We start from the raw sequence: 24748 nt of genomic DNA, 5'->3' as shown, positions 1-24748 counted from the left end.
GTAATGTATTAATCATTAAAATTAATCATTATGAAAGTTCTAATCTTAAGCATGTTCGCATTGCTATTGTCATTCAATAGTCAGGCTCAAAATACAAACGTAAAATCCGAAGTAAAAACCACTACTAAAACCATCAAGGACAATAAAGGTGAGAAAAAAATCGTAAAAACTGAGGAAATCAAAGAGGTACAAAAAATCAAATTGGAAGAAGCAAAGCCTAATACTTTGAACATTCCAATGAAAGATGACCAACAGGTTGATGTGACCAAAAAAACCCAGGTAGCTGTTGATGGTGTCACCCAATATGTAGATGTTGACCGCTCTGCCTATTATACTTTAAACGGACAAAAATACCAGGTAGCCATCGATAAAGGCGGTTATGTAATGGCTTTCCCGGATAGTGCAGACCGTGCAGTTTTAAGAAGAACTTCCAATAACAATTATATTTTTAAAAACAAGGACAAACTCTCTGTTGGTTATTTCGACACCGAAGGAAACCTAGTCGTTGAGACATACGACGAAAAGACAGACACAGTGGTTCTTGAAAAATATATTGTTGTGAAGCCTTAATATATTTCATGTTTTGTTAGGGAAGCCCAAGTAGTTCTACTTGGGCTTATTTTTTACCAAATTATCGCATAAAAAAACCTCAAGTGACTTGAGGTTTAGTTATTATTCGTTGTGCAAAAACGATTGTCTGTTGAGTAGCGTTTCTTCGCTTTCGACATGATTGTCATCGGGAACGCAACAATCTACAGGACAAACAGCCGCGCATTGTGGTTCTTCGTGGAAACCTTTACACTCGGTACATTTTCCCGGTACTATATAATAGATATCATCTGATAATGGCGTTTGAGCAGCTTCTGAATCGACTTCGGTTCCATCAGGTAAAATGACTTTTCCTCTTAATTTGGTTCCGTCTTTATAACGCCAATCATCAGCACCTTCATAAATAGCCGTATTTGGGCATTCCGGCTCGCAAGCACCACAGTTGATACATTCGTCAGTTATTATGATTGCCATAGCTAATTTTTAATTAATTTTGCGCAAAATTACAATCAAAACCATTCATAAACAAGCTACTGATGTTACAAATCGAGAAAAAAAAATGTTTTATTGAATTAGGAAAGTTTTTAAGCCAGTTCTCTTTGGAGCAAAACAGTAAAAATGATTCGGTTCTCCACAACGATTTACACTATAATAGCTTTGTCGATTTGATTGAATTGTCGCAATCACACAACGGTTGGTTTACGCCCGAACAGGTTTATCACGCAGTGCAATCCTGGGCAAAAGCCTTGACGGAAGATAATTTGAATCAGTGGTTATCCAAATACGATTTCTCGAATGTACATCCTAAAACTGTTGGTTTAATTCTCGCCGGAAATATCCCATTGGTTGGTTTTCACGATTTTCTTTCGGTATTGATTTCAGGACATAAGGTTTTGGTAAAGACTTCGTCAAATGACCAACATCTGATCAAGTTTTTGGCCAAATATTTAATCGCGGTCAATCCGGAAATTGAAAACCATATCACGTTTACAGATGGTAAACTGGAAAACTTTGATGCGGTAATCGCCACCGGAAGTAATAATACGGCTCGATATTTCGAATTTTACTTTAAAGACAAACCGAGCATCATCCGTAAAAACAGAAATTCAGTAGCACTTCTAACCGGAAATGAATCAAAGGAAGATTTGGTGAATTTAGGTGAAGATATTTTCCGCTATTTTGGTTTGGGTTGCCGAAATGTATCCAAATTATTTGTACCAAAAGGTTACGATTTTCAACCGTTCTTTCAGGCGATTTATGAATACAAAGACGTGATTTTCTACGAGAAATATTCTAACAACTACGATTATAACAAAGCCGTTTTCCTGATGAGTAATTTCAAATTACTCGATAATGAATTCCTGACGCTGAAAGAAGATACCAGCTACGCCTCGCCTATTTCTTCGGTATTTTATGAATACTATGAGAATTTAGACGCTATTAAAAAGCAATTAGAAAACGATGCTGAGCAAATTCAATGTATCGTTTCTAAGAATGTGGTTGAAAACAGTATTCCGTTTGGTAAAACACAGCAACCCGAGCTTTGGGATTATGCTGATAATGTGGACACTTTAGCCTATCTGTTGGGAATTTGATTGAAAAATTCACAACAAATGTTATAAACTAAATCGTTTTCGTTAATAACATAGGCTTATTATTGCGGAATTGTAATCGCTTTTTAGATATGCGTTTACGAAATTTGCCTTTTAATTTTTGGAATACCTCTCATGAAAAAACACAATTACAGCGCCGGACCTTGTATCCTACCACAGGAAGTATTTGAGAAATCTGCACAGGCAGTTTTGAATTTCAACAACTCCGGTTTATCCATATTGGAAATATCACACAGAAGTAAGGATTTCGTTGCCGTAATGGACGAAGCCAGAGCTTTGGTTTTGGAACTGTTAGGTTTGGAAGGCAAAGGTTATCAGGTTTTGTTTTTGCAAGGTGGCGCGAGTCTTGAATTCTTAAGAGTACCACAAAACTTAATGAAAGTTGATGGTAAAGCGGCGTATTTAGACACCGGAACCTGGGCGAATAATGCAATCAAAGAAGCCAAATTATTTGGCGAAACGGTTGTCGTTGCATCTTCTAAAGATCAAAACTACAATCATATACCAACAGATTATACAATTCCTGCAGAGGCAAGTTATTTTCACTGCACGAGTAACAATACGATTTTCGGAACGCAGATGAAAACCTTTCCAAAAACCGATATTCCAGTGGTTTGTGATATGAGTTCGGATATCTTTTCACGCACTTTGGATTTCTCGCAATTTGACTTAATCTATGCCGGAGCGCAGAAAAATATGGGCGCAGCCGGAGCTACATTGGTTGTGGTTAAAGAAGAAATCCTTGGCAAATCAGGCAGGACAATTCCGAGTATTTTGGATTATGAAAAACATATCAAAGCCGAAAGCATGTACAATACGCCTAGCGTTTTTGCAGTGTATACTTGTTTACTGACTTTGCAATGGTTGAAAAACCAAGGTGGCATTGCGGCAATTGAGAAAGTGAACGAAGCCAAAGCCCATTTGCTATATTCAGAAATTGACAGAAACCCATTGTTTATCGGAACTGCGAATCCGGAAGACCGAAGCATTATGAACGCGACTTTCCTATTGGTCAATCCGGAACATCAGGAAACTTTTGACAAAATGTGGAAGGAAGCCGGAATCTCCGGTTTACCGGGACATCGTTCTGTTGGCGGTTATCGTGCGTCTATGTACAATGCACTGCCGTTGGAAAGTGTTCAGGTTTTGGTTGATGTGATGAAAGCCTTCGAAGCGGTTGTCAATAAACAAAACGAAGTTACTGTTTAGCCCGGATTGAAGCAAGCTACCATGTAGCGCGGAAAGCCGGATTAAGCTCCTGAAAAAATATAAAATTTACAACATACATTAGACGATAAGAATGAAAGTATTAGCCAACGACGGAATTTCAAAAAGCGGCATTAAAGCTTTAGAAAAGGGTGGTTTTGAAGTAATAACAACCAAAGTAGCACAAGAGCAAGTAGCCAATTATGTCAATGCCAATAACGTTTCGGTGGTTTTGGTGCGCAGTGCGACTAAGGTTCGCAAAGACATTATTGATGCTTGTCCGGGATTGAAAATCATCGGTCGCGGTGGTGTTGGCATGGACAATATAGACGTGGATTATGCCCGCAGCAAAGGAATCCACGTGATCAATACACCGGCATCTTCTTCGGAAAGTGTGGCCGAATTGGTGTTTGCGCATTTGTTTACCGGGATTCGTTTTTTACATGATGCCAACAGAAATATGCCTTTGGAAGGTGATACCAATTTTGACGGTTTGAAAAAAGCCTACGCCAACGGACTGGAATTGCGTGGTAAAACTTTGGGAATCATTGGTTTCGGAAGAATTGGCCAGGCGGTTGCCAAAATGGCTTTAGGTCTTGGCATGAAAGTGATTGCCGCCGATAAATTTGTGGATAAAGCCGAAGTAAAAGTCGATTTCTATAACGGTCAGTTTATTAATGTTGAATTTGAAACTGAGCCTTTGGAAGATGTGATTAAACATTCCGATTTTATTACGCTTCACGTTCCGGCGCAGGAAGGTTATGTGATTGGCAAAGCCGAATTTGAATTGATGAAAGACAATGTGGGCATTGTCAATTGCGCCCGTGGCGGTGTGATTGATGAAGTGGCTTTGGTGGAAGCTTTGGATGCCGAAAAAGTATTGTTTGCCGGTTTAGACGTTTTTGAAAACGAGCCAACACCCGAAATCCAAATCCTGATGCATCCTAAAATCTCTTTGACACCACATATCGGTGCAGCGACTCTGGAAGCACAAGACCGAATCGGAACCGAATTGGCCGAACAAATCATCAGTTTGCTAAAGGCAGAGAAGGTTTAGATTCTACTCTATAATTATATAAGAAGCCACACGTTTCCGTGTGGCTTTTTTTTACTTTAACATATTGATGGCATTAATATTGTGGGGATTTCAGTAATTTTATATTAAATAATGGAGCTATGAGAAAAATACTTTTTGCGATTCTGTTTCTTTTCGGGCTTGTGGCTTGTCATTTTGATAAAAACATTGCTACAAAAGCCCGTACGCCTGATAATTCGAAGGTTTCAGATACGGTTAGGATTGCCAATGAAGAACTCGAATACGAAGTAATCATAATTGATCCCGGCTTTAGTTCGTGGATTGCTGGCAGAGCCAGACCAAGAGGTTTTTATTCGGAAGAATATCTTGAAAACAAAAACCGATATTGGGTAGCCGAGTGGAACAGCAGGGCAATGCAGCCACAACGCTACAACAATCTATATGAAATGCAGATTAATTACAATAACAATATTCATTATGGTTATGAAGTCAATTATCTGATTTATAATTATCTCGTTTACTTTCAAATTACCAATAATCAAAAACTCGGCGGACTTGTTCCATACCCATAATCTGTTATATTTGTAGAAATTTTGAATATGGCAGGTTTTAAAGAACGTTGGAACATCAAATCAAATTGGCAGGTCTTTGTCATATTGGTGGTGTTTGCCGTTACAGGTTCTACTGCGGCTTATCTTTCCAAACCGGTTTTAGCCTTATTTGGCATCATAAAAGGAAGTGTTTCCCATTGGGTTTATTATCCTTTATACATCATTCTTATCTTCCCTATTTATCAGGTTTTATTAGTGAGTTTCGGATTTATTTTCGGGCAGTTTACTTTCTTTTGGGCTTTCGAAAAGAAAATGCTCCGAGGCATAGGCTTGGGTTTTTTGATCCCCAAAAAGAAAAATCCCAAGTAAATTACTACTCAGGACTTTTCACCAAAATACTCAACTTTAACTAAAAAATTCTACTTTTCTTTTTTGATAAGGCTGAAGAAATCATTTCTGTTATCTTTCTCCTTAAATATTCCGCCATACTGAATGGTAGAAGTGTAACTACTTTCATCATTTATGCCGCGACTGGAAACACATAAGTGCTTGGCTTCCATAACTACAATAACATCTTCTGTTTCTAAAACCGATTTTAATTCGTTGAAAATCTGCATAATCAATCGTTCCTGCACTTGTGGGCGGCGCGAATAATAGTCTACTATTCTATTTAATTTGGATAAACCAATCACTTTTCCGCTCGATACATAGCCAATGTGAGCCTTACCTATAATCGGTAGAAAGTGATGTTCGCAAGTAGAATTGAAACTAATATCCGCCTCCACCAACATTTTATCATAGTGATATGAATTATCAAAAACCGAAATTTTGGGTTTATTGGCAGGATTTAATCCCGAAAATATTTCCTGAATAAACATTTTGGCTACGCGATGTGGCGTACCTTTTAAGCTGTCATCGGTCATATCCAAACCCATTTCGTCCATAATGGCATGAAAATGTTTTTCAATGGTGTCCATCTTTTGCTTGTCAGTTTTGATAAATGCGTCGGGACGCAAGGGTGTTTCTGCAGAAGTCATTTGATGATTGTCACCGATCAGTTCAAATAATTCTTTTTCAATGGGTGTGTTCATAAGAATTAATTATAATTTTGTTTAACAAATATACAATATAATTAAACAAAATAATTTGATTATTATAACTTTAAAATTTATTCCATCATAAAAAAAATTGATATGTCTTCACAAAAGAAAATACTTTGTTACTTTGTGAAAAATTCGATTGATGATTATTGCCAAAAACATTCACAAATATTACGATAGCCTACACGTTCTAAAAGGTGTTGATTTGCACATCCAGAAAGGCGAAATTGTTTCCATTGTTGGGGCATCCGGTGCCGGAAAAACGACTTTGCTCCAAATACTGGGAACCTTAGACAATTCGGCAAAATCAAAGGAAACTTCATTGACCATCAACAATGAAAACATTTTGAAAATGAACGATAAATCTTTGTCTAAATTCAGGAACCTTCATTTGGGTTTTATCTTTCAGTTTCATCAATTATTACCTGAATTTACGGCTTTGGAGAATGTTTGCATTCCGGCTTATATTGCTGGGAAAGAGAAAAAAGAAGTGGAAACGGAAGCCAAAAAATTGTTGGAATATTTAGGTTTGGCCGAAAGAATCCACCACAAACCCAATGAACTTTCGGGCGGTGAGCAACAACGCGTGGCTGTGGCAAGAGCCTTGATCAATAAACCTGCTGTGATTTTTGCCGACGAACCTTCCGGAAATTTGGATACGGCTTCAGCGGAAAATCTGCACCAATTGTTTTTCAAACTGAGAACAGAATTCGGGCAAACCTTTGTCATTGTTACCCATAACGAAGAATTAGCCAACATGGCCGATCGAAAATTAGTCATGAAAGATGGCTTAATCGTGTGACATTATGGTGCTTATTCTACTTAGCTGGCTGTATGTTTTCTTTACTTCAATTGCGGTTGGAATAGGCTTTTCAAAACTTTTCCAAATTCAAACACTGAACACAACCATTACCAGTATTCTTGGTCTTTTCAGCATTACATTATTGGCGAGTTGTTGGGCTATTTTTGGTCCAATAAACCTTTGGTTTCATGTTTTTCTTCTGCTGGTTTCAGCTCCTTTGGTATACTATTTTAAAACTGATTTTTTTACCATTGTCAAAAATGTCCGAGCACAAATCGCTTCATTTTCTGCAACGATAAAAATACTCTTCTGCATTATCAACATTTTGATTTTGGCCCAAAGCGCCACCTTACCTTTTATTGTAGACAACGAAACCTATTACATCCAAACCATCAAATGGCTCAACGAATATGGATTTGTTCCCGGATTGGCCAATTTGCATTTGTTTTTAGGCCAAACCAGTGGCTGGCATATCACACAAAGCGTTTATTCATTGTCGTTTCTCTACGACAGGTTTAATGACCTGAACGGTTTTTTGCTCGTGATGGTAAACTTTTGGGCATTTCAAAAGCTTCACTCCTATTTTGCCTATAAAAATCGATTGGATCTGGTTTTTGGTTTGCTGCCATTAACATATGTTTTCCTGTTCCAGTTTGTCAGCGCACCATCGCCCGATTTACCGGTTTACCTTATCGGATTTATCGTGTTTTCAATGTATCTGGAACTGCAACGGGATTTCGACCTTGAAAAATTCAGCATCATTACGACATTCGTTCTCTTTACTGTTTATATCAAAATCACATCCGTTGTCCTCTTGATTTTACCTTTGCTGTTTCTGATAAAATATTCTGCCTTACTCAAAAGGCAATTCATTTCAATAAGGCTTTTATCCGGATTAGTTTTGATTTTATTTGCCGTCAAAAATATAATCCTGACCGGTTATCCGCTTTATCCATTAACTGCTTTACCTTACCCGAATGCTAATTATATGGTACCAAAGGAAATCATGAGTTATTTCTTTGGTCAGGAAATGATGCATTCGTTTTATATGGGCTTTGGCTCATTTCAGGATGCTTCGCTATTCTATTTCTTCAAACAATATTTTTTGCACAACGGTATAGACAGCATTATTGCATTCACTACAGTATTCCTGGTTCTGGTTTCGCCTTTTATCATTTCAAAATACTATCCAAGACAAAGGCTTCGCGATATTTATTTTGTGTTTATTGCCTTATTGATTTTACTCGCTTTCAGTTCACCGCAATATCGCTTTTATGTCTATTTTACTCTGTTTTTCGGGTTGATATTCCTGGCTGTAGTATTCACTAAAAAGAAATTGATTATCGCTTTTATTAGTTTGAGTTTATTGACAGTTGCTCTTCTTGTTTTTGTGCCTATGTCATTCAGTGCCTTAACACAAAATAAATTACTGACGAGCAACAACACATTCCGATTGGAAAATGCTGTCACACCAAAGCCTAACACCAAAGAAAATTTAGGCTTTATTAAAGTCACCAAAGGAAACCTGGACTACAACACGCCTGCTAATACTTCACTTTTTTGGATAACCGGGAATGGAACCTTACCTTGTGTTAACGATGAACAGGTACATTATTTTGAGACTTATTTTCATGTCATTCCACAACTGCGAGGCAAGACATTAGGCGAAGGATTTTATGCCAAAAAAGTAAAAAGCGATGACTAAGTCCGAGCTCAAGGAATTCCTGGATGAAAAGGTTGCCTTATACAATCATCCCAACTTTATCGAAAGTGATCCGATACAGATTCCACATCAATTTTCCCTAAAAGAAGACATTGAAATTTCAGGCTTTTTAGTGGCAACAATTGCTTGGGGAAACCGCAAAATGATCATCAAAAATGCCCAACAGATGATGGAATTAATGGGCAATTCACCTTATGATTTTGTCATGAATCATAAAGATTACCATTTGGATTCACTTGATTCATTTGTGCATCGCACTTTTAATGGCACCGATTTCAAGACCTTCATCATTGCCCTGCAAAATCTTTATTTGCAATATGGCGGACTGGAAACTTTTTTTACCCAAAACCAGCAAGAAGCTTCGATGCAGCCGGCAATTTCGGCGTTAAAAAAGCACTTTTTTGAAGTGCCTCATTTGCCACGGACAACCAAACATCTTTCCGATCCGAATATTGGATCAGCGGCTAAGCGAATCAATATGTACTTGCGTTGGATGGTGCGCCAGGACAACAATGGCGTTGATTTTGGCCTTTGGAAAAATATTGATGCGGCAAAACTTTCCTGCCCATTAGATGTTCACTCCGGTAATGTGGCCAGAAAGCTGCAAATACTCTTTAGAAAACAAAATGATGCAAAAGCTTTGGTTGAACTTGACGAAAATCTTCGTAAATTTGACAGTAATGACCCAACCAAATATGATTTTGCGCTTTTCGGATTAGGAATATTCGAAGGATTTTAGCTGAGATTGCTGCTTTTTCATCTTTTATGATAAATATAAATCAAGTCGATTTATGAATTCTAAAAAAGTAGTCATTTCTTTATTATTTGGTACAATCCACTAATATTTTTTCAATTTCACCCGAAAAAAAGTGTCGTTCATCGATATTCTATTTTTTTATTTTATTATCTGAAAACTAATCTTTTATATTCGCGTCTTGTCTTTTTATTAAGAAAATCTAATTACCGCTATATGATTAATTACTACAATTCCCCAAAAAACGGACGTTCAGCCATGTTTAATAATGAAATTCTTTCATTATTCGACCTGAACAAATTTAGCAAATTGATAACCAGTTCATCACAAAAACGCTTTTGTCAGGTTTTATTGACCATGGTGTTTTTGATGGGAAGTATAGGTGTCAAGGCGCAGGTCGCGAATTACACTTTTGCTGCCAGTTCAGGAAGTTATACCGCATTAAGTGGTGGTACTTCATGGCAAAGTGGAGCCACTATTGCAACAAATGCAGTTTCGCCTGCTATAACCCTGCCTTGGGCTTTTACCTACAATAGTAAAAGTTATAACAGTATTTACATTTCAAACAATGGATTTATTGCCTTTGCGAACATAGCAGGTAATGCACCGGCAGCGGGTAATATATTGCCAATTTCAACCAATAGTAGTTCCTCTACAACTTCCAGTGGATACGACGGAGCAATTACAGCATTCGGTATGGATTTGGTAGCCTCAACGGTTTCCGGAGCGGCACCTGATATTAGTTATGGCACCTCGGGTAGTGATTTTGTGATTCAATATACCGATTTGGCCAGAACCGGTCAGGCGGCTACAGAACGAATTACTTTTCAAATACGTTTGACTCAAACAACAAATGTCATAAATTTGGTTTATAATACACCTACAGTTTCTGCAGGTACCACCTTTCCTCAGGTTGGACTGCGAGGTGCTTCTCATTATGATTGGAAAAATCTATCGGGTTCTGCGGCAACGACTTGGACGGCGCCAACGGTAAGTAATACAACTGGTATAGCTACATCAACCCTGACAATGCGTTTTAGTACAGCAGCAACAGCAACCTCGCCCGTAGCTGGACAAACGTTTACTTTTACACCATTTGCTGCTTTGGCAGCTCCAACTTACGCTTCAATTCCTGCATCAGAAAATTTTGATGCAGTCTCATGGGCTAACGGTTACAGTACAGGAGATTTGCCTAGCGCTGCCAGTTGGAGAACCTGGCCATCATATGGCGATAGATCTATTAGAAGAAATAATGTTTCAACTGGTTCATCAAGCGGGTGGCTAAGTACATCAGGTAGCTTTACAGTTTCTTCACCTGCCAGTGGTGGAACAGCAATGTTTAATAGTTTTAACGCTACTTTTTCATCCAATGGCTACATGGATTATTACCTGAATTTTTCAGGTACGACTGGAACAAAGACTTTAACTTTTAATCATATTAGTTCAGAAACAGCAGCACTTAATATATATTTATCCACTGATGGTGGACAGACATTTGGAGCTGCATTAGCAACTTATAATACTGCTCAAACAAGTTGGACCACAAGAACTGTTAATTTGGGGACTTCCGTATCTTCAACTTGTGTAGTAAGATTTGAATGTATTAGTAATTTTGGTGGCACTGGTAGTAATATTGGTATAGATAATGTTTCTGTAACAGGACCATGTGCTGTCCCAACTTCTTTAGCAGCAACTGCCAGTGCAGGTACATCAACTTTAACCACAATTCCGGGAAGTTTTACAGCCGCAGCTGTTGCTCCAACCGGTTACTTAGTTGTTAGAACAGCTACAAACGTTCAACCGGTACCGGTTACAGCGACTACCTATACCGTAGGAAACAATGCCATTGGGTATATTGAATATGTAAACGCTGCAGCAGGTTCATGGACATCAACCGGATTAACCCCTAATACTACTTATTATTATTGGGTATTCTCATATAACAATACCACATGTGCTGGTGGACCTGTTTACAGTGCCACGGCAACAACTTTTAGCGCAAGTACTACTACATGTACCAGCTTCAATGCGACCATAAGCATCAACGGTGCTGCTGCAGTGCCGGGAGTATCCTATCCAACAATTGGTGCTGCTACCGCTGATTTAGTTGCTTGTGGAATTTCCCAACCAACAGTGTTGGAGATTGCAAGTGGTTATACAACCGAAGCTTCTTTTCCTCTTGTGTTGGCTTCAGTTCCGGGATCCAGTGCAACAAATACAATAACCATCCGTGAAGCAAGCGGCGTAACCGGTAAGACCATTACATCTGCCAATACGACGGCTACAATTGATATTAATGGTGGTAAATATTGGATTATTGACGGACGTTCTGGTGGTACAGGATCTACAAAAGATTTAACGATCAGTAATACAAGTACCGCTACAGGTGGTACAGCGGTTCGTTTTATTAATGATGCCAATAATAACACCTTAAAATATCTAAACTTAGCTGCTTTATATGCCAGCACGGCATCGGGTGTAGTGAACTTCTCAACTACCACCGGGTCAAACGGAAATGACAGCAATACTATCGACAACTGTAATATTGATGGAGGTGCTGCTGGTACAGCTTCCCCAACAACAGTGGCTGTAAATGGTATTTATTCTTCCGGTTCGACAACTACTGCAGCAACCAATAATAGTGGAAATACTATTTCAAACAATAATATCTTTAACTTTTTTGGTGCGGCTACTTCTTCAAATGGTATTTTGATTTCTACTGGAAACACAGATTGGACCATTACCGGAAATAGCATTTATCAAACAGCAACAAGAACCGCTACTTCAGGTAGTACACAAACAGGAATTAACATCAGTTACACTTCAGGTAATAACTTTGTTGTTACTGGTAACTTTATTGGTGGTGACAGCGCTAATGCTGCTGTAACAACCCAAAAATGGAATGTAACCGGTGCTGTGACCTCTAACTTATTCCAAGGAATAGCATTATCAGTTGGTACTACGACTGCCAGCAGTGTGCAAAACAATATTATCAGAAACATACAGTTCCAATCAGCTGTCTCTGGCGGAAATGTTTTCAACGGTATCATCGTTACTAATGGAAATGTTAATATTGGAAATACTACAGGGAATACTTTAGGTAGCAACGCTGTAACATCAACTACAGCCGCTGCTGCAAGTATTTCACTGCTTCAATCGACAAATAATGGTGGAATTGGTAATGGAATTTACAATACTGGTTCAGGCACAGTAGTAATTTCCAACAATAGTGTTGGAGGTTTCTATTTAGCTGCCGCAGCTGGAGCTAATACTCTTGGACATACTTTTTATGGAGTCAGAACAGCCTCAGCAACAACTACAATTTCAGGAAATACTATTGGAAGTACAACCAATGCCAACAATATTTATTCTGTTGGTTCTCTCAATACGACTACCAATGCTAATACATTAACCGGTATATTGGCAACCTCAGGCACCAATTCGATTACGGGCAATACCGTTAGAAATATGAATTATGCTGCCACAGGTGGAACAGGTCCTTCAACAGCGGTAACTGTTTTGGGTATCAGCACAACCGGAGGAACAAACACTATAACCGGAAATACTGTTTCTGACCTGAATAACGTATCTGCCAATACAGGTACCTCTTTATCAGCTTCAGTTATTGGAATTTCCAATACTTCTACAACAGCTCCATTGAACATTTCATCAAATACCGTAAATGCTTTGGCAAATACCCATACAGCAGCCACTGCTGCGGTATTGGTAACCGGAATTTACAATAATGGTCCGTCAGGTTCAAGCAATATTGTTGCTAAAAACTTTGTGCACTCGCTAACTTCAACTTCAACAGCTGGTGTAATCAGTGGAATTCAAGTAGGCGGTGGAACAACTACCTACCAAAACAATATGATTTCTTTGGGTAACGGTATAACTACCAGTGCCCAAATCAACGGTATCAATGAGCCTTTAGGGACTGACAATTTTTATCACAACAGTGTTTACATTGGTGGAAGTAATGTAGTTTCAGGAACAGTGAATACTTTTGCATTCAACAGTAGTCAAACTGTCAATACCCGTAATTATAGAAACAATATTTTCATGAACAGTCGTTCCAATACCTCAGGAACCGGGACTCACTATGCGATTGCAGTTGGTGGATCAACGGTTAATCCTACTGGTTTAACTTCAAACAACAATATGTTATTTGTAAACGGAACTGGAGGTGCGATTGGAAGATTTAATGTTGTTTCCAGAACCACAATTTCCGATTGGAGAACAGCTACCGGACAAGATGCGGCAAGTTTTGAAAACAATCCTCAGTATTTGGATCCGACCAATGCAACACCAGACTTACACATCAATCCTTCTGTAATTACTTTTGTAGAAGCTAATGGTGTTGATGTTGGTGTTACAGATGATTATGACAATCAAACCCGTTCAGGCTTAACACCAGTTGATATCGGTGCTGATGCCGGTAATTTTACCGGTCAAGACGTTGCAGCTCCTATAATCAGCTATACAGCTCTAGGCAATACAACGGTTGGAAGCAACCAAACATTAACAGCTACCATTACCGATTCAGGAAGTGGTGTTCCTACTTCCGGAGGTGGTTTGCCGGTACTTTATTATAAAGTTAACTCAGGTTCTTATACTGCAGTAACAGGAGTTTCTATTGGTTCTAACCAATATACCTTTACTTTTGGAGCGGCAGCAACAACGCCAAACGATGTAGTTTCATATTATGTAGTAGCACAAGATTTGGCTGCTACGCCAAATGTTTCTGTATTCCCTTCAGCTGGTGCAGCAGGTTTCTCTGCTACACCTCCTGCAGCAAGTACACCTCCTACTACACCAAGCACTTATACTGCATTCGCAACCATTTCCGGAGTTAAAACCGTTTGTGCGTCAGGATGTGATTTTACTTCACTAACTAATGCAGCCGGTGCGTTTGCCACTATCAATGGTTCAATAGTAACTGGTAATCTTGAATTACAAATTGCAAGTGATTTGACTGCTGAAACCGGAGCAAATGCTTTAAATGCTTTTGCAAGTCCTTATACTTTAAAATTATACCCAACAGGGTCTTCAAGAACAGTTTCGGGTTCATTAAATTCTGCTGCTTTAATCAAATTGAATGGTGCTGATAGAGTTACTATTGATGGTTCAATAGGCGGAACTGGAACGGACAGAAGCTTGACTTTTACGAATACAAGTTCTACTAGTGGCTCTACCATTGCGATTTCAAGTTTGGGTAACGGGTCTGGTGCAACTGACAATACTATTAAAAACTGTATTGTTACTACCGGAAATACTTCCTCAACTACCTCTACCTCCTACGGCATTTCAGTCGGAGGTGCTACGCCGGGAACAGCCGGTGGTGACAATGATAATGTTACCCTAACCAACAATAGTATAAGCCAAGCCACTTTCGGAATCTACGCAAATGGAAACGCTACAGTTTCAGCAGGAGGTATGGATAATTTAGTGATTAGTGGCAATAGCATCGGTTCTTCTGGTGCCGCAACAACCTATATTTTCAAAACAGGTATTGTTGTAGGTAACGGTTTGAATGCAAACATATCTCAAAACACAATTTTTAACTTAAACAATACTGTACAAACAACGCTCACTGGTATTGATGTTCAAGCAGGTTTCACTGCTTCGACTATTTCAAGAAATAACATCAATAATATTTTTGCCGGCAATACAGGTGGTTGGGGTGCATGGGGTATTTCTGTAAATACCGGAACAGCTACAAGTAACTTAACTATCGCTAACAACATCCTTCACTCCATTAATGGTACTAACTTTAGTTCGTTTACCAACTCCTCTTCTATTGGAATTACAGTAGGTATGAACGCAGCAACAGGAGGTGTGAATTTATATTACAATAGTGTTAGCATGACAGGTAGTATGGGTACAGGTACGACAACCGCCGTAACTACTGCGCTCTATGTTGGTTCAAACGCCTCGGTTTTAGATATCAGAAACAACATATTCTCTAACACCCAAGTTGCAACAAATACATCACAGAAAAATTTTGCAGTTTACTCCGTAGCGGCTAATACAGCTTATACTTTAATCAACTTTAATGATTATTTTGTAACCAATAGTTTCAATGCTGCCTCTGCTGTCCTAGGGTTTTTAGGTTCTGACCAAACTACTTTAGCAGCTTGGAAGACAGCAACAGGAAAAGATGCTGCTTCACTTAGCCAAAACCCTCAATTCCTTTCAGCTACTGATTTGCATATCAATACAACAGTAACAGCCTATGTTGAATCTGCTGCTACTCCAATTGTCGGAATTACAACCGATTTTGATGGAGATACAAGAAATGCAACAACACCAGATGTTGGAGCTGATGAAGGCAACTTCATTGCTCCTGTAAATAATGACATCGCTGCTACTGCGTTTATTGATCCTGTTAATGCAGGTTCTAAAGTTGTAGGTGTAGCCTTCACGCCACAAGCCTCATTTACGAATGCAGGTGTATTGGCACAAACCAACGTGACTGTTCGTTATCGCATTGTTAATGCCAGTTTAACTGAAGTTTACAATCAAACGGCAACTATTGCCTCTTTGGCCTCTTTAGCTACAACAACTGTAAGTTTCCCTTCAGTTACTATTGCTACATCGGGAGCCTATACTATCTATGCTAAAGCGGAATTGGCAGGTGATACTGTAAGTACAAATGATGAAATCACCGGAACATTAACCATAACTGACCCATACACTTCATCAACAGTTACACAAAACACAAATAATGTTTTGGCTGGTAGCAACACACAACAAGTAATCGGATTACAAGTTGTTACGTCTGCTGCAACGGGAACTTTAACTTCATTGACCTTCAATACAAACGGTACTACAAACTTAGCCGATATCAGTAATGCAAAAATTTACTATACTGGAACCAGCAGTACTTTTGCAACTACCACTCAATATGGAAGTACAGTGGCTGTACCAAGTGGTTCTCATATCGTAAACGGTTCACAAGCCTTATCAAACGGAACTAACTATTTCTGGTTAACATATGATGTTGCAGCCCTGGCTACTACAGGAAATGTCATGGATGGTGAGTTTACTAATTTAACGGTTAACGGAATTGTTCGTACCCCAACAGTTACTGCTCCGGCGGGAGCGAGAACAATTGTTAGCCCAATGGCTGGCACCTATTTGATTGGTGCTTCACAGGTATTCCCTAACTTTACTTCCATCACAGCTGCCAATGCCGATTTGACCATTCGTGGTGTAAGTGCCGCAGTTGTATTTGAATTGCAAAGTGACTATGCCGCTACGGAAACTTTCCCAATTGTAATGGGAACAGTTGCTGGAGTAAGTGCAATCAATACCGTAACCATCAAACCTGGTACAGGTGTTACCAAGACCATCTCCGGAAGCAATAGTACTACCCTATTCAATTTGAATGGAGCGAAATTCGTAACCATCGATGGTTCAAATACCGTTAGCGGAACAACAAAAGATTTAACCATTAGTAATACTAATACATCTGGTTCTGCTATAACTTTAATCAATGACGCGGCTAACAATACTATTAAGAATACTATTTTAAATGGTGTTAGTACTGCGAATACATCTGGTGTAATTATATTAAGCACTTCAACCGGAACGGATGGAAATGACAATAACCTTATCAGTAACAATGATATTTCCGGTGGAGCAACGTCAACTGGAGTTGGTATTTTGAATTCAGGTTCTGGTACAACTACCAATGCATCCATCAAAAACTCTGGAAATATTATTCAAAATAATAACATCTTTAACTTCTCTATAAATGGAATTAGAGATAATGGAGGAACCATTGGTACAATATACCGCGGAAATAATATCTATGAAGTTGCTACACAAACAACTTCATTAACAGGGATAATTGTTAGAACTGCAAATGCCGAAGGATTTACGTTTACAGGAAACAAAATCTATGATTTAAAAACTACTTCTAATGGGACTGTCTATGGAATTGATCTAGCTAATATGACAAATGGTACTACAGGAACGATTACAAATAATACCATTTCCTTAAATGCAACAACCCCATTAACCGTGTACGGTATCTTTGACGAAACCAATGCTACGGGAAGACTTTATGATATTTATCACAATACCATTTCTATTTCCGGAACTGTAACAGGGGCCAGCAATTCAGCGGCTTACTATTACAGTATTGCCAGTACGACAAACTTCAAGAACAATATTTTGAGTAACACCCGTAACGGTGGTACTGGAAAGCATTATGCTTACAGATCAATTGCAGATGTGGCCAGTTTAACTTCAGACTATAATGATTTATATGTTGGCGGTGGCACTGGCAATGTCTTAGCAAGTAATGCTACTGATCAGGCAACTTTAACCGCTTGGCAAACTGCCACATCAAAAGACGCCAATTCAGTTAATATTCTTCCTATCTTTACTTCAGCTACTGATTTACATATCACCGCTGCAAGTCTTGGATTAGATAATTTAGGAACGCCTATTGCAACTGTTACTACAGATTTTGATGGCGAAACAAGAAATGCCACTACCCCTGATTTAGGAGCGGATGAATTCACAATTCCGGCTTGTATCACTGCAAATGGTGGTACTGCAACAGGTACTACACAATTTTGTACCTCAGGTACTCCTACTATTGCAGCTTCAGGATATTCTACCGGTACAGGAACTACCTACCAATGGTATTCTTCAACATCAAGTTCAAATTATCCTAGCGGAGGAAGCCCCGTTGCAGGTCAATCCAACCCTGCCAGTTTAATTACCGGAGCTTTGACAACAACAACCTATTATTGGTTGCATGTAACTTGTGGTACGAACAGTTCTTCTGCCGATTCAAACATGATTACAGTAACGATTAATACGCCTGCCACTATTTCAGCTTCTGCTGCCGCTCCTACAATTTGTAGCGGAGGTTCAGGAACTACTTTAACGGCTACAGGTGCAGCATCATACTCATGGACTTCTAACCCGGCAGGATTTACTTCAACATCAGCAACTCCGGCTGTCAATCCAACAGTGACTACAGTTTATACTGCCAATGGTATTGACGCCAACGGATGTACAGCAGTTGCTGGTACTGTTACAGTTACAGTTACCCAAACACCATCTGCAATTTCTGTAATTTCAAATGCGAGTCCAGTATGTAGTGGCAGTGTAGTTACACTAAATGCAACGGGAGGACTTATTTCCGGAACTCCGAGTTCGGTAACAGTAGCGTCACCTACAACCGGTTCTGCTATACCTGATGTTTCATCAACTGGTGTTTCACAAAATATAGCGGTAGCAGGAATTCCTGCCGGAGCAACAATAACAAAAGTTGAAGTTAAAGTTAATATTTCACATATTTTTGATGCAGATGTTGAAGTAAACCTTAAAGCACCAAATGGAAAAATTGTTAATTTGTTCGCTGATCAAGGTAGTACAGGTGATAATTTTACGGATACAATTATAACATCTGACACTAGTGCTTCAGCTATGTCAACAGGTAGCGCTCCATTTACAGGTACTTTCAAAGCAGATTTGACTGCCGAATCAAGTTTGATTGCTACGGGAACTTTTGGAGGAAATTATACAACTACTTTTTCTGATTTGTTCAGTATCAGTAATGGAACTTGGACAGTAACTGCTTATGATGATTTCGCTAATGATACTGGAATATTAAGCAATTCTTCGATAACTATTTATTATACTACACCACCACAAAATGCTCCACTTTCCTGGTCAGCTACTGCAGGAAATCTATATACAAGTGCTGCTGCGGCCAGTGTAAATGATGGAGTAAATGGTTTAGTGGATTCTGGTTTATACACTACCGTATACGCTAAACCAAGTTCACCGGCTACATCAGTGACTTATACAGCCACAGCAACCAATGTTGGGTGTACAAGTACTGGTAGTACAATTGTCAATGTAACTCCTCTACCTTCGTTTACTGTTAGTCCTATTACCATTTGTAAAGGACAAACCGGTACATTAACGGCTGTTTCTGCCGGAAGTAATTCATATTCCTGGGCTCCTGTAGGAGGTGGAACTACCCTAACCGGTAACCCTCGTTCAGTAAGCCCAACCGTAACAACAACTTATAATGTTACAGCTACAAGTAACGACACTACTCCTGCTTGTCAGTTTACACAACCGGTTACTGTTACCGTTAATGATCCTGGAACAATAGTTTCCAGCACACTTACCAGAACTGTTTCTCCTGGTCAGGATACTACTTTTGAAGTAGTAACTACAGGGGTTGTTACTTACCAATGGCAAGTAAATAACAATGTTGATGGATGGCAGGATATTTTAGCCGCCAATCCGGATTATACAGGTGAAACGAGCGATATTCTTAATGTTAACAATATTACTTTAGGTTTTGATACTTATCAGTACAGATGTTTAGTAACTGGTTTAGCACCATGTACTACTTTAGTGCCAATTGTTGGTGTACTTAACGTAACCAATACTGGTTTCTCTACGCAACCGGCCAGTGTGAATTTATGTAGTGCTTCAAGTACTTCATTTACCATTGTAACAACTGGAGATGAACCTTATAATGTTCAGTGGCAAATCAGTACCGACAATGGAGCTAACTTTAGCGATATTGTTGATGGTCTTGATGGAACTACTGGATTAACGTTCTCAGGTGCTAATGAATTTAGCCCTAAAACGTTATTTGTTTCAGGTGTAACTGCAGCCCATAACGGGTATCAGTTCAAATGCCAATTGGACTTCTTCTTAGATAGTTCAATCGCGACTTTAACGGTAAATACTCCGGTAACTTTTGTACAAAATTTATCCACAAGTGCTGTTAACTTATGTAAAGTTGCCAATACAACCAACTTGTCAATTGAGACTTCGGGTAGTGTTGGAGCTATAGTATGGAAATATGCAACTTCAGCTTCAGGACCGTGGAATAACTTAGCAGGTTTACCTGCAGGTACGACATACTCTGCAACTAACCCATCAGCTAATCATTATAACCTAGCGGTTATGACTACTACAGCCACTCCGGTAGGAAGTTATTTCTACAAGGCCTTCATTACGGGATCAGGTTCAGGACCGGATAAATGTCCGGATGTTGAATCTAATGCAGCTAATATTGTAATAAACAATCCAACTGTTGTTGTTACTCCGTCATCTGCAGTTTATTGTACACCGGGAACTGGAATTACTTTAACGGCAAGTGGTGCGAATACATATTCTTGGACACCAGATAATGGTAGCTTGAATGCCACAACCGGTGCAATAGTAATTGCAACGCCAAGTTCAAATACCACTTACACTGTTACCGGAACAGATACTTTTGGCTGTTTCAATACTGCTACAACTACAGTTAATACTGGTGCTTCATTCACAGCATCTGCAACAAATAACACCGCGTTATCTTGTCCTGGTTCATCTATTTCCTTATCAGGATCTGCTGTATTGAACGAACCAATTACAACAGGTGTTCCAGTTGGAAGTTATACTTTTGAAAATACTATAGCCTCATTCAACTCTATTGTTGGAGGAAGTGGAACTGTGGCTTTAACTTTGAACAGTAGTGCTGGTAGTCCTCCTGTGGTAGCTACAACTGACGATGGAATTTCTGATGCTCAAACCTTACCATTTACTTTCCATTTTGGTGGAAATAACTTTACCTCATTCAGGATGAGTACTAATGGATGGATTAGCTTTGATACAGCTGTGACCAATAATTCGACTTATGCTCCACTGTATACTCCGCTAAGCAGTACTTCTATCACTAATGTAATATCTGCTTTCTCAAGAGATTTAGACAGTAATAATACAAGTGGAGAGACCTATCATGTTCAAACAGTGGGTTCATCTCCTAACAGGATTGTAAAAATAGAATGGGCTAACTTGAAAAGCTTCTCCACTTTTGTAAATCCTAATACAGGAAATGTGCAAGTATGGTTGTATGAAACATCAAACAAAGTTGAAATCCGTTATGGTGATTTCACGACCAGTTCAGGAAGAACTTCAAGTGGTACTGTTCAGGTTGGTTTGAAAGGTGCTTCTACTGCAGCTGCTAACGTAAGGTCTTTAAGCAATACCGGTTCATGGACAACTCCAACAGTAGGTACTTCAAGTTCATCCACTGTTGCATTAGGCACGTTCTCTGCTCCATTGTTGCCGGATAACGGACGTTTATATCGCTTTAGTCCAATCAATAATGGATCAACTACATTTACTTATGCCTGGACATCAACACCGGCTGGATTTACCTCGAGTTCACAAAACCCGACAGTTACGCCAAGTGTAGCAACTACTTATAACTTGACGGCTACTTCTAATGCAGGATGTACAGCAACTTCATCAGTATTGGTGAATGTTCAAACTGCTGCTCCAACAATTACTGTTCAACCAACAGCAGTAACTACAGTCTGTCAAGGTGCATCAGCGTCATTTAGTGTTACTGCTACAAGCGCTACCACAATGACTTATCAATGGAGAAGAAATGGCAGTAATTTAACTAATGGAACAGGAATTTCAGGAGCTACATCAAGCTCATTATCGCTAACTGGTGCCGGTGTTCTAGCTGGTAACTATGATGTTGTAGTATCGACTTGTACCTCTTTGAATTCAACAAGTACTATTGCGGTATTAACCGTTAACCCACTACCTACTGCAACAATTTCAGGTAGCACAACTCTTTGTCAAAATGCAACAGCACCAACTGTAACATTTACAGGAGCTGCGGGAACAGCGCCCTATACCTTTACATATAAAATTAATGGTGGCAGCAACCAAACCATAACGACCACTTCAGGTAATAGTGTGTCGTTGACAGTGCCAAGCACGACGGCAGGTACATTTATATATTCATTGGTAAGTGTTGCCGATTCAAGTACAACAGCTTGTTCACAAACACAAGTTGGTGCAGCGGTTGTGATTGTTAATGCACTCCCAACAGCAGCAGTTGTAAGTTCAAATTCACCAATTTGTCAAGGCAGCGCGTTGAATTTAACGTCAACTCCTCCTACTACACCATCATATACTCTAACGAATAACAGCGGTGTAAGCTTTGTTGATATCAGTACTACTGGTACATCTATTGGAACGTTGAGTGATGACAATTCGAACAATATCACAATCCCATCTTTTACTTTCAATGGTACAGCCTATACTACTGCAAGAGTTGGAACCAATGGAGCCATTGTATTTGGCTCAACTTCAGGAACCATTGTCGCTGCAAATGCTGCACTACCAAGTACAGCGAACGGCGCCGGAAATGCTTTCATAGCACCATTCTGGGATGATTTGGATGTACAACTTACACCAAGTATCAGAACACAAACTGTAGGTAACTTGTTTATCATACAATATACTAATCTGTCTCATGACGCGTTCACTACAGGTGGTATAACCTATCAGGTTCAGTTAAATACTGTGACAGGTGCAATCCATTTTGTTTACCAGGATATAACTTTCGGAAATGCAACATACGACGCAGGAGCAAGTGCTACTATAGGTATTAATTATAGTTCAACAGCTGCATTACAGTATACATCAAACGCTGCTAGTTTAGTTAATGGTCAAAGTATCACATTTGCACCAAATACTTACACTTACTCATGGACTGGACCAAACAGTTTTACATCAGCTGTTCAAAATCCAACTATAGCAAATGCTACTACAGCAGCCAGTGGAACTTATACTTTAGAAATCACAAATGGCAATGGTTGTAAAGCCAGCAGTACAGTAAACGCAACAGTTAATCCATTACCAACTGCAACTATTGCCGGTACTGTAACTTTATGCAGAAATTCAGCTGCACCAACAGTAACATTTACCGGAGCTAACGGAACTGCACCATATACATTTACTTATAAATTAAATGGTGGTGCCAACCAAACAATATCTACTACAAGTGGTAATTCAGTAACTTTAACTGTATCAACCGCTACAGCAGGTGTTTATTCTTATTCGTTAGTTAGCGTTCAAGACAGTAGTTCGTCAACATGTTCCCAAACACAAGCCGGAACAGCTACAGTAACTGTGGTTGAAAACATCACTTACTACAGAGATGCTGATAATGATGGTTATGGTAACCCAGCGATTACTTTAATTTCTTGTAATGCTTCTGAACCTGGCTATGTATTAAACAATACCGATTGTAATGATAATTCAGCTACTGTTCATCCTGGTGCTCCTGAAATTTGTTTCAATGGTATCGATGATGACTGTAACGGTTCATTGTATAATGGTTGTTCACCAGCGCTTACTTCTATCCTACCAAGTTTCTGTGGTAGCACTTTGACCAAAGCCAAAGCAACCATCACGGCTTCGGCAGCCACTTATTCAGGTCCTTATACTGTGACTTATTTATTCAGAATAACGAATTTGAATACCAATGTAACTGTTGATTTGCCAAGAGCCTACAGAAACTTCAATTTGGGTATGACCAACATCATTGAATATGGTACTACATATTCAGTTTCGGTGGCGGCTATCGTGAACGGTGAACAACAGCCATTCAGTTCAGCTTGTTTAATTTCAACACCTGGAGTTCCAACGACTAAATTGGTACAATGTGGATTAACAGCCACTTCGATGTCGTCATCAATACCATGTAGCTCTGTTAACTATGCATTGGCTTACCAGTTTGAAGTGGCATTAGCCTCTAATCCTGGTGTAGTGAAAGAATTTGAAAGATTATACAATAACTTCCAAATGATTATGGTAAACAGCGCTCCTAATGCCTTACCATTACTTTACGATACAGATTATAATGTAAGAGTAAAAGTAAAAGTAAACATTGATGGAGAGGAAGTTTGGGGTCCTTATGGTCAAATGTGTACCGTAAGAACACCAATGGCACCTGAAGCCTTTATGGCTGCTTGTGACGAAGACGGAATCACGCCTGCAACTATGAGTACAATATTGTATGCTAATACAATAAACTATACCAGTCTATATCGCTTTACCTTAATCAGTGAAGAACTAGATTATAGCCAAACCATAGAGCATACGTTTAACAACTTCAGATTAAGTGATTTTGATGCCTTGGCACCATTAACCCCTGGAGCAACTTATTCAATCATTGTTGACGTTCAGTTGTTTGGTAACTATTATCCTGGTAAAGATTGTCAGTTAATCGTTCCTTTCCCTGCGAAAATGGTGGCTGCTACTCCATTTGAAGTTAAAGCTCACCCGAATCCATTTGCGGAAAACTTTATGATTGATGTTAAAACCGAAAACCAAGCTGCCATAGACGTTAAAGTTTATGATATGGTCGGAAGATTGGTTGAACAAAGAAAAGTAAACGTTTCTGAATTGGAAACAACAAGTATCGGAGACAGGTACCCAAGCGGTGTTTACAACGTGATTGTTACTCAGGGCGAAGAAGTGAAAACGCTACGCGTCGTGAAACGATAAACATTAATTTAAATAAGTTTAAAAACCCTCATTATTGATTTAATGAGGGTTTTTCTTTTTTGACAA

At 39.1% G+C, this 24748-nt stretch carries 12 protein-coding genes; 10 read left to right on the top strand and 2 right to left on the bottom strand.

From position 1 onward, the window contains the following. The first annotated feature begins 30 nt into the window (after positions 1-30). Positions 31-570: a hypothetical protein gene (locus P1K33_RS06165; RefSeq protein WP_284652036.1), complete on the top strand. Its 540-nt coding sequence runs from the start codon at positions 31-33 to the stop codon at positions 568-570. Positions 571-672: 102 nt separating this feature from the next. On the opposite strand, the gene P1K33_RS06160 is transcribed toward P1K33_RS06165, so the two are convergent. Then, complete coding sequence (locus tag P1K33_RS06160; RefSeq protein ID WP_284652035.1) at positions 673-1023, bottom strand: 4Fe-4S dicluster domain-containing protein; 351 nt, start codon at positions 1021-1023, stop codon at positions 673-675. Positions 1024-1085: 62 nt separating this feature from the next. On the opposite strand from P1K33_RS06160, the gene P1K33_RS06155 reads away from it, so the two are divergent. The 5 genes from P1K33_RS06155 (at position 1086) to P1K33_RS06135 (ending at position 5324) form a co-directional block, all read left to right on the top strand. After that, positions 1086-2144, top strand: coding sequence for an acyl-CoA reductase (locus P1K33_RS06155; protein WP_284652034.1), 1059 nt, complete (start codon positions 1086-1088; stop codon positions 2142-2144). Between the two features lie 132 nt (positions 2145-2276). Then, positions 2277-3371, top strand: coding sequence for a 3-phosphoserine/phosphohydroxythreonine transaminase (serC, locus tag P1K33_RS06150; protein WP_284652033.1), 1095 nt, complete (start codon positions 2277-2279; stop codon positions 3369-3371). Positions 3372-3462: 91 nt separating this feature from the next. Next, the gene (locus P1K33_RS06145; RefSeq protein WP_284652032.1) at positions 3463-4425 is read left to right on the top strand and encodes a D-2-hydroxyacid dehydrogenase; all 963 of its coding nucleotides are present in this window, start codon (positions 3463-3465) and stop codon (positions 4423-4425) included. A gap of 119 nt (positions 4426-4544) precedes the next feature. Then, on the top strand, positions 4545-4976 hold the full coding sequence (locus tag P1K33_RS06140; RefSeq protein WP_284652031.1) for a DUF6146 family protein: 432 nt from the start codon (positions 4545-4547) through the stop codon (positions 4974-4976). 27 nt (positions 4977-5003) lie between these two features. After that, positions 5004-5324, top strand: coding sequence for a DUF6787 family protein (locus tag P1K33_RS06135; RefSeq protein WP_284652030.1), 321 nt, complete (start codon positions 5004-5006; stop codon positions 5322-5324). A gap of 50 nt (positions 5325-5374) precedes the next feature. Here P1K33_RS06135 and folE read toward each other — a convergent pair whose 3' ends face one another. Next, positions 5375-6046 carry a GTP cyclohydrolase I FolE gene (folE, locus tag P1K33_RS06130; RefSeq protein ID WP_284652029.1) on the bottom strand — a complete coding sequence of 224 codons (672 nt, stop codon included), beginning with the start codon at positions 6044-6046 and terminating at the stop codon, positions 5375-5377. 151 nt (positions 6047-6197) lie between these two features. Here folE and P1K33_RS06125 point away from each other — a divergent pair, with 151 nt between their 5' ends. The 4 genes from P1K33_RS06125 (at position 6198) to P1K33_RS06110 (ending at position 24682) form a co-directional block, all read left to right on the top strand. Beyond that, the gene (locus tag P1K33_RS06125; RefSeq protein WP_284652028.1) at positions 6198-6857 is read left to right on the top strand and encodes an ABC transporter ATP-binding protein; all 660 of its coding nucleotides are present in this window, start codon (positions 6198-6200) and stop codon (positions 6855-6857) included. A gap of 4 nt (positions 6858-6861) precedes the next feature. Further along, the gene (locus tag P1K33_RS06120) at positions 6862-8562 is read left to right on the top strand and encodes an LIC_10190 family membrane protein (RefSeq protein WP_284652027.1); all 1701 of its coding nucleotides are present in this window, start codon (positions 6862-6864) and stop codon (positions 8560-8562) included. Beyond that, positions 8555-9319 carry a TIGR02757 family protein gene (locus P1K33_RS06115; protein WP_284652026.1) on the top strand — a complete coding sequence of 255 codons (765 nt, stop codon included), beginning with the start codon at positions 8555-8557 and terminating at the stop codon, positions 9317-9319. Before P1K33_RS06120 ends, P1K33_RS06115 begins: the two co-directional genes overlap by 8 nt. A gap of 231 nt (positions 9320-9550) precedes the next feature. After that, positions 9551-24682 (top strand): NIDO-like domain-containing protein, encoded by a 15132-nt coding sequence (locus tag P1K33_RS06110; protein WP_284652025.1) that lies wholly within the window; start codon positions 9551-9553, stop codon positions 24680-24682. The last annotated feature ends 66 nt before the right edge of the window (positions 24683-24748 follow it).

Origin of the sequence: Flavobacterium terrisoli, assembly GCF_030167905.1 — a bacterium.
GTDB lineage: Bacteria > Bacteroidota > Bacteroidia > Flavobacteriales > Flavobacteriaceae > Flavobacterium > Flavobacterium terrisoli.
Note: the sequence above shows the minus strand (reverse complement) of the source record. Positions and strands in the feature narration are given on the sequence as shown.

Bases quoted from the DNA above. Each gene is read 5' to 3' on its own strand.
- P1K33_RS06165 (WP_284652036.1), top strand. From the start codon at position 31: ATGAAAGTTCTAATCTTAAGCATGTTCGCATTGCTATTGTCATTCAAT.
- P1K33_RS06160 (WP_284652035.1), bottom strand. From the start codon at position 1,023: ATGGCAATCATAATAACTGACGAATGTATCAACTGTGGTGCTTGCGAG.
- P1K33_RS06155 (WP_284652034.1), top strand. From the start codon at position 1,086: ATGTTACAAATCGAGAAAAAAAAATGTTTTATTGAATTAGGAAAGTTT.
- serC (WP_284652033.1), top strand. From the start codon at position 2,277: ATGAAAAAACACAATTACAGCGCCGGACCTTGTATCCTACCACAGGAA.
- P1K33_RS06145 (WP_284652032.1), top strand. From the start codon at position 3,463: ATGAAAGTATTAGCCAACGACGGAATTTCAAAAAGCGGCATTAAAGCT.
- P1K33_RS06140 (WP_284652031.1), top strand. From the start codon at position 4,545: ATGAGAAAAATACTTTTTGCGATTCTGTTTCTTTTCGGGCTTGTGGCT.
- P1K33_RS06135 (WP_284652030.1), top strand. From the start codon at position 5,004: ATGGCAGGTTTTAAAGAACGTTGGAACATCAAATCAAATTGGCAGGTC.
- folE (WP_284652029.1), bottom strand. From the start codon at position 6,046: ATGAACACACCCATTGAAAAAGAATTATTTGAACTGATCGGTGACAAT.
- P1K33_RS06125 (WP_284652028.1), top strand. From the start codon at position 6,198: ATGATTATTGCCAAAAACATTCACAAATATTACGATAGCCTACACGTT.
- P1K33_RS06120 (WP_284652027.1), top strand. From the start codon at position 6,862: ATGGTGCTTATTCTACTTAGCTGGCTGTATGTTTTCTTTACTTCAATT.
- P1K33_RS06115 (WP_284652026.1), top strand. From the start codon at position 8,555: ATGACTAAGTCCGAGCTCAAGGAATTCCTGGATGAAAAGGTTGCCTTA.
- P1K33_RS06110 (WP_284652025.1), top strand. From the start codon at position 9,551: ATGATTAATTACTACAATTCCCCAAAAAACGGACGTTCAGCCATGTTT.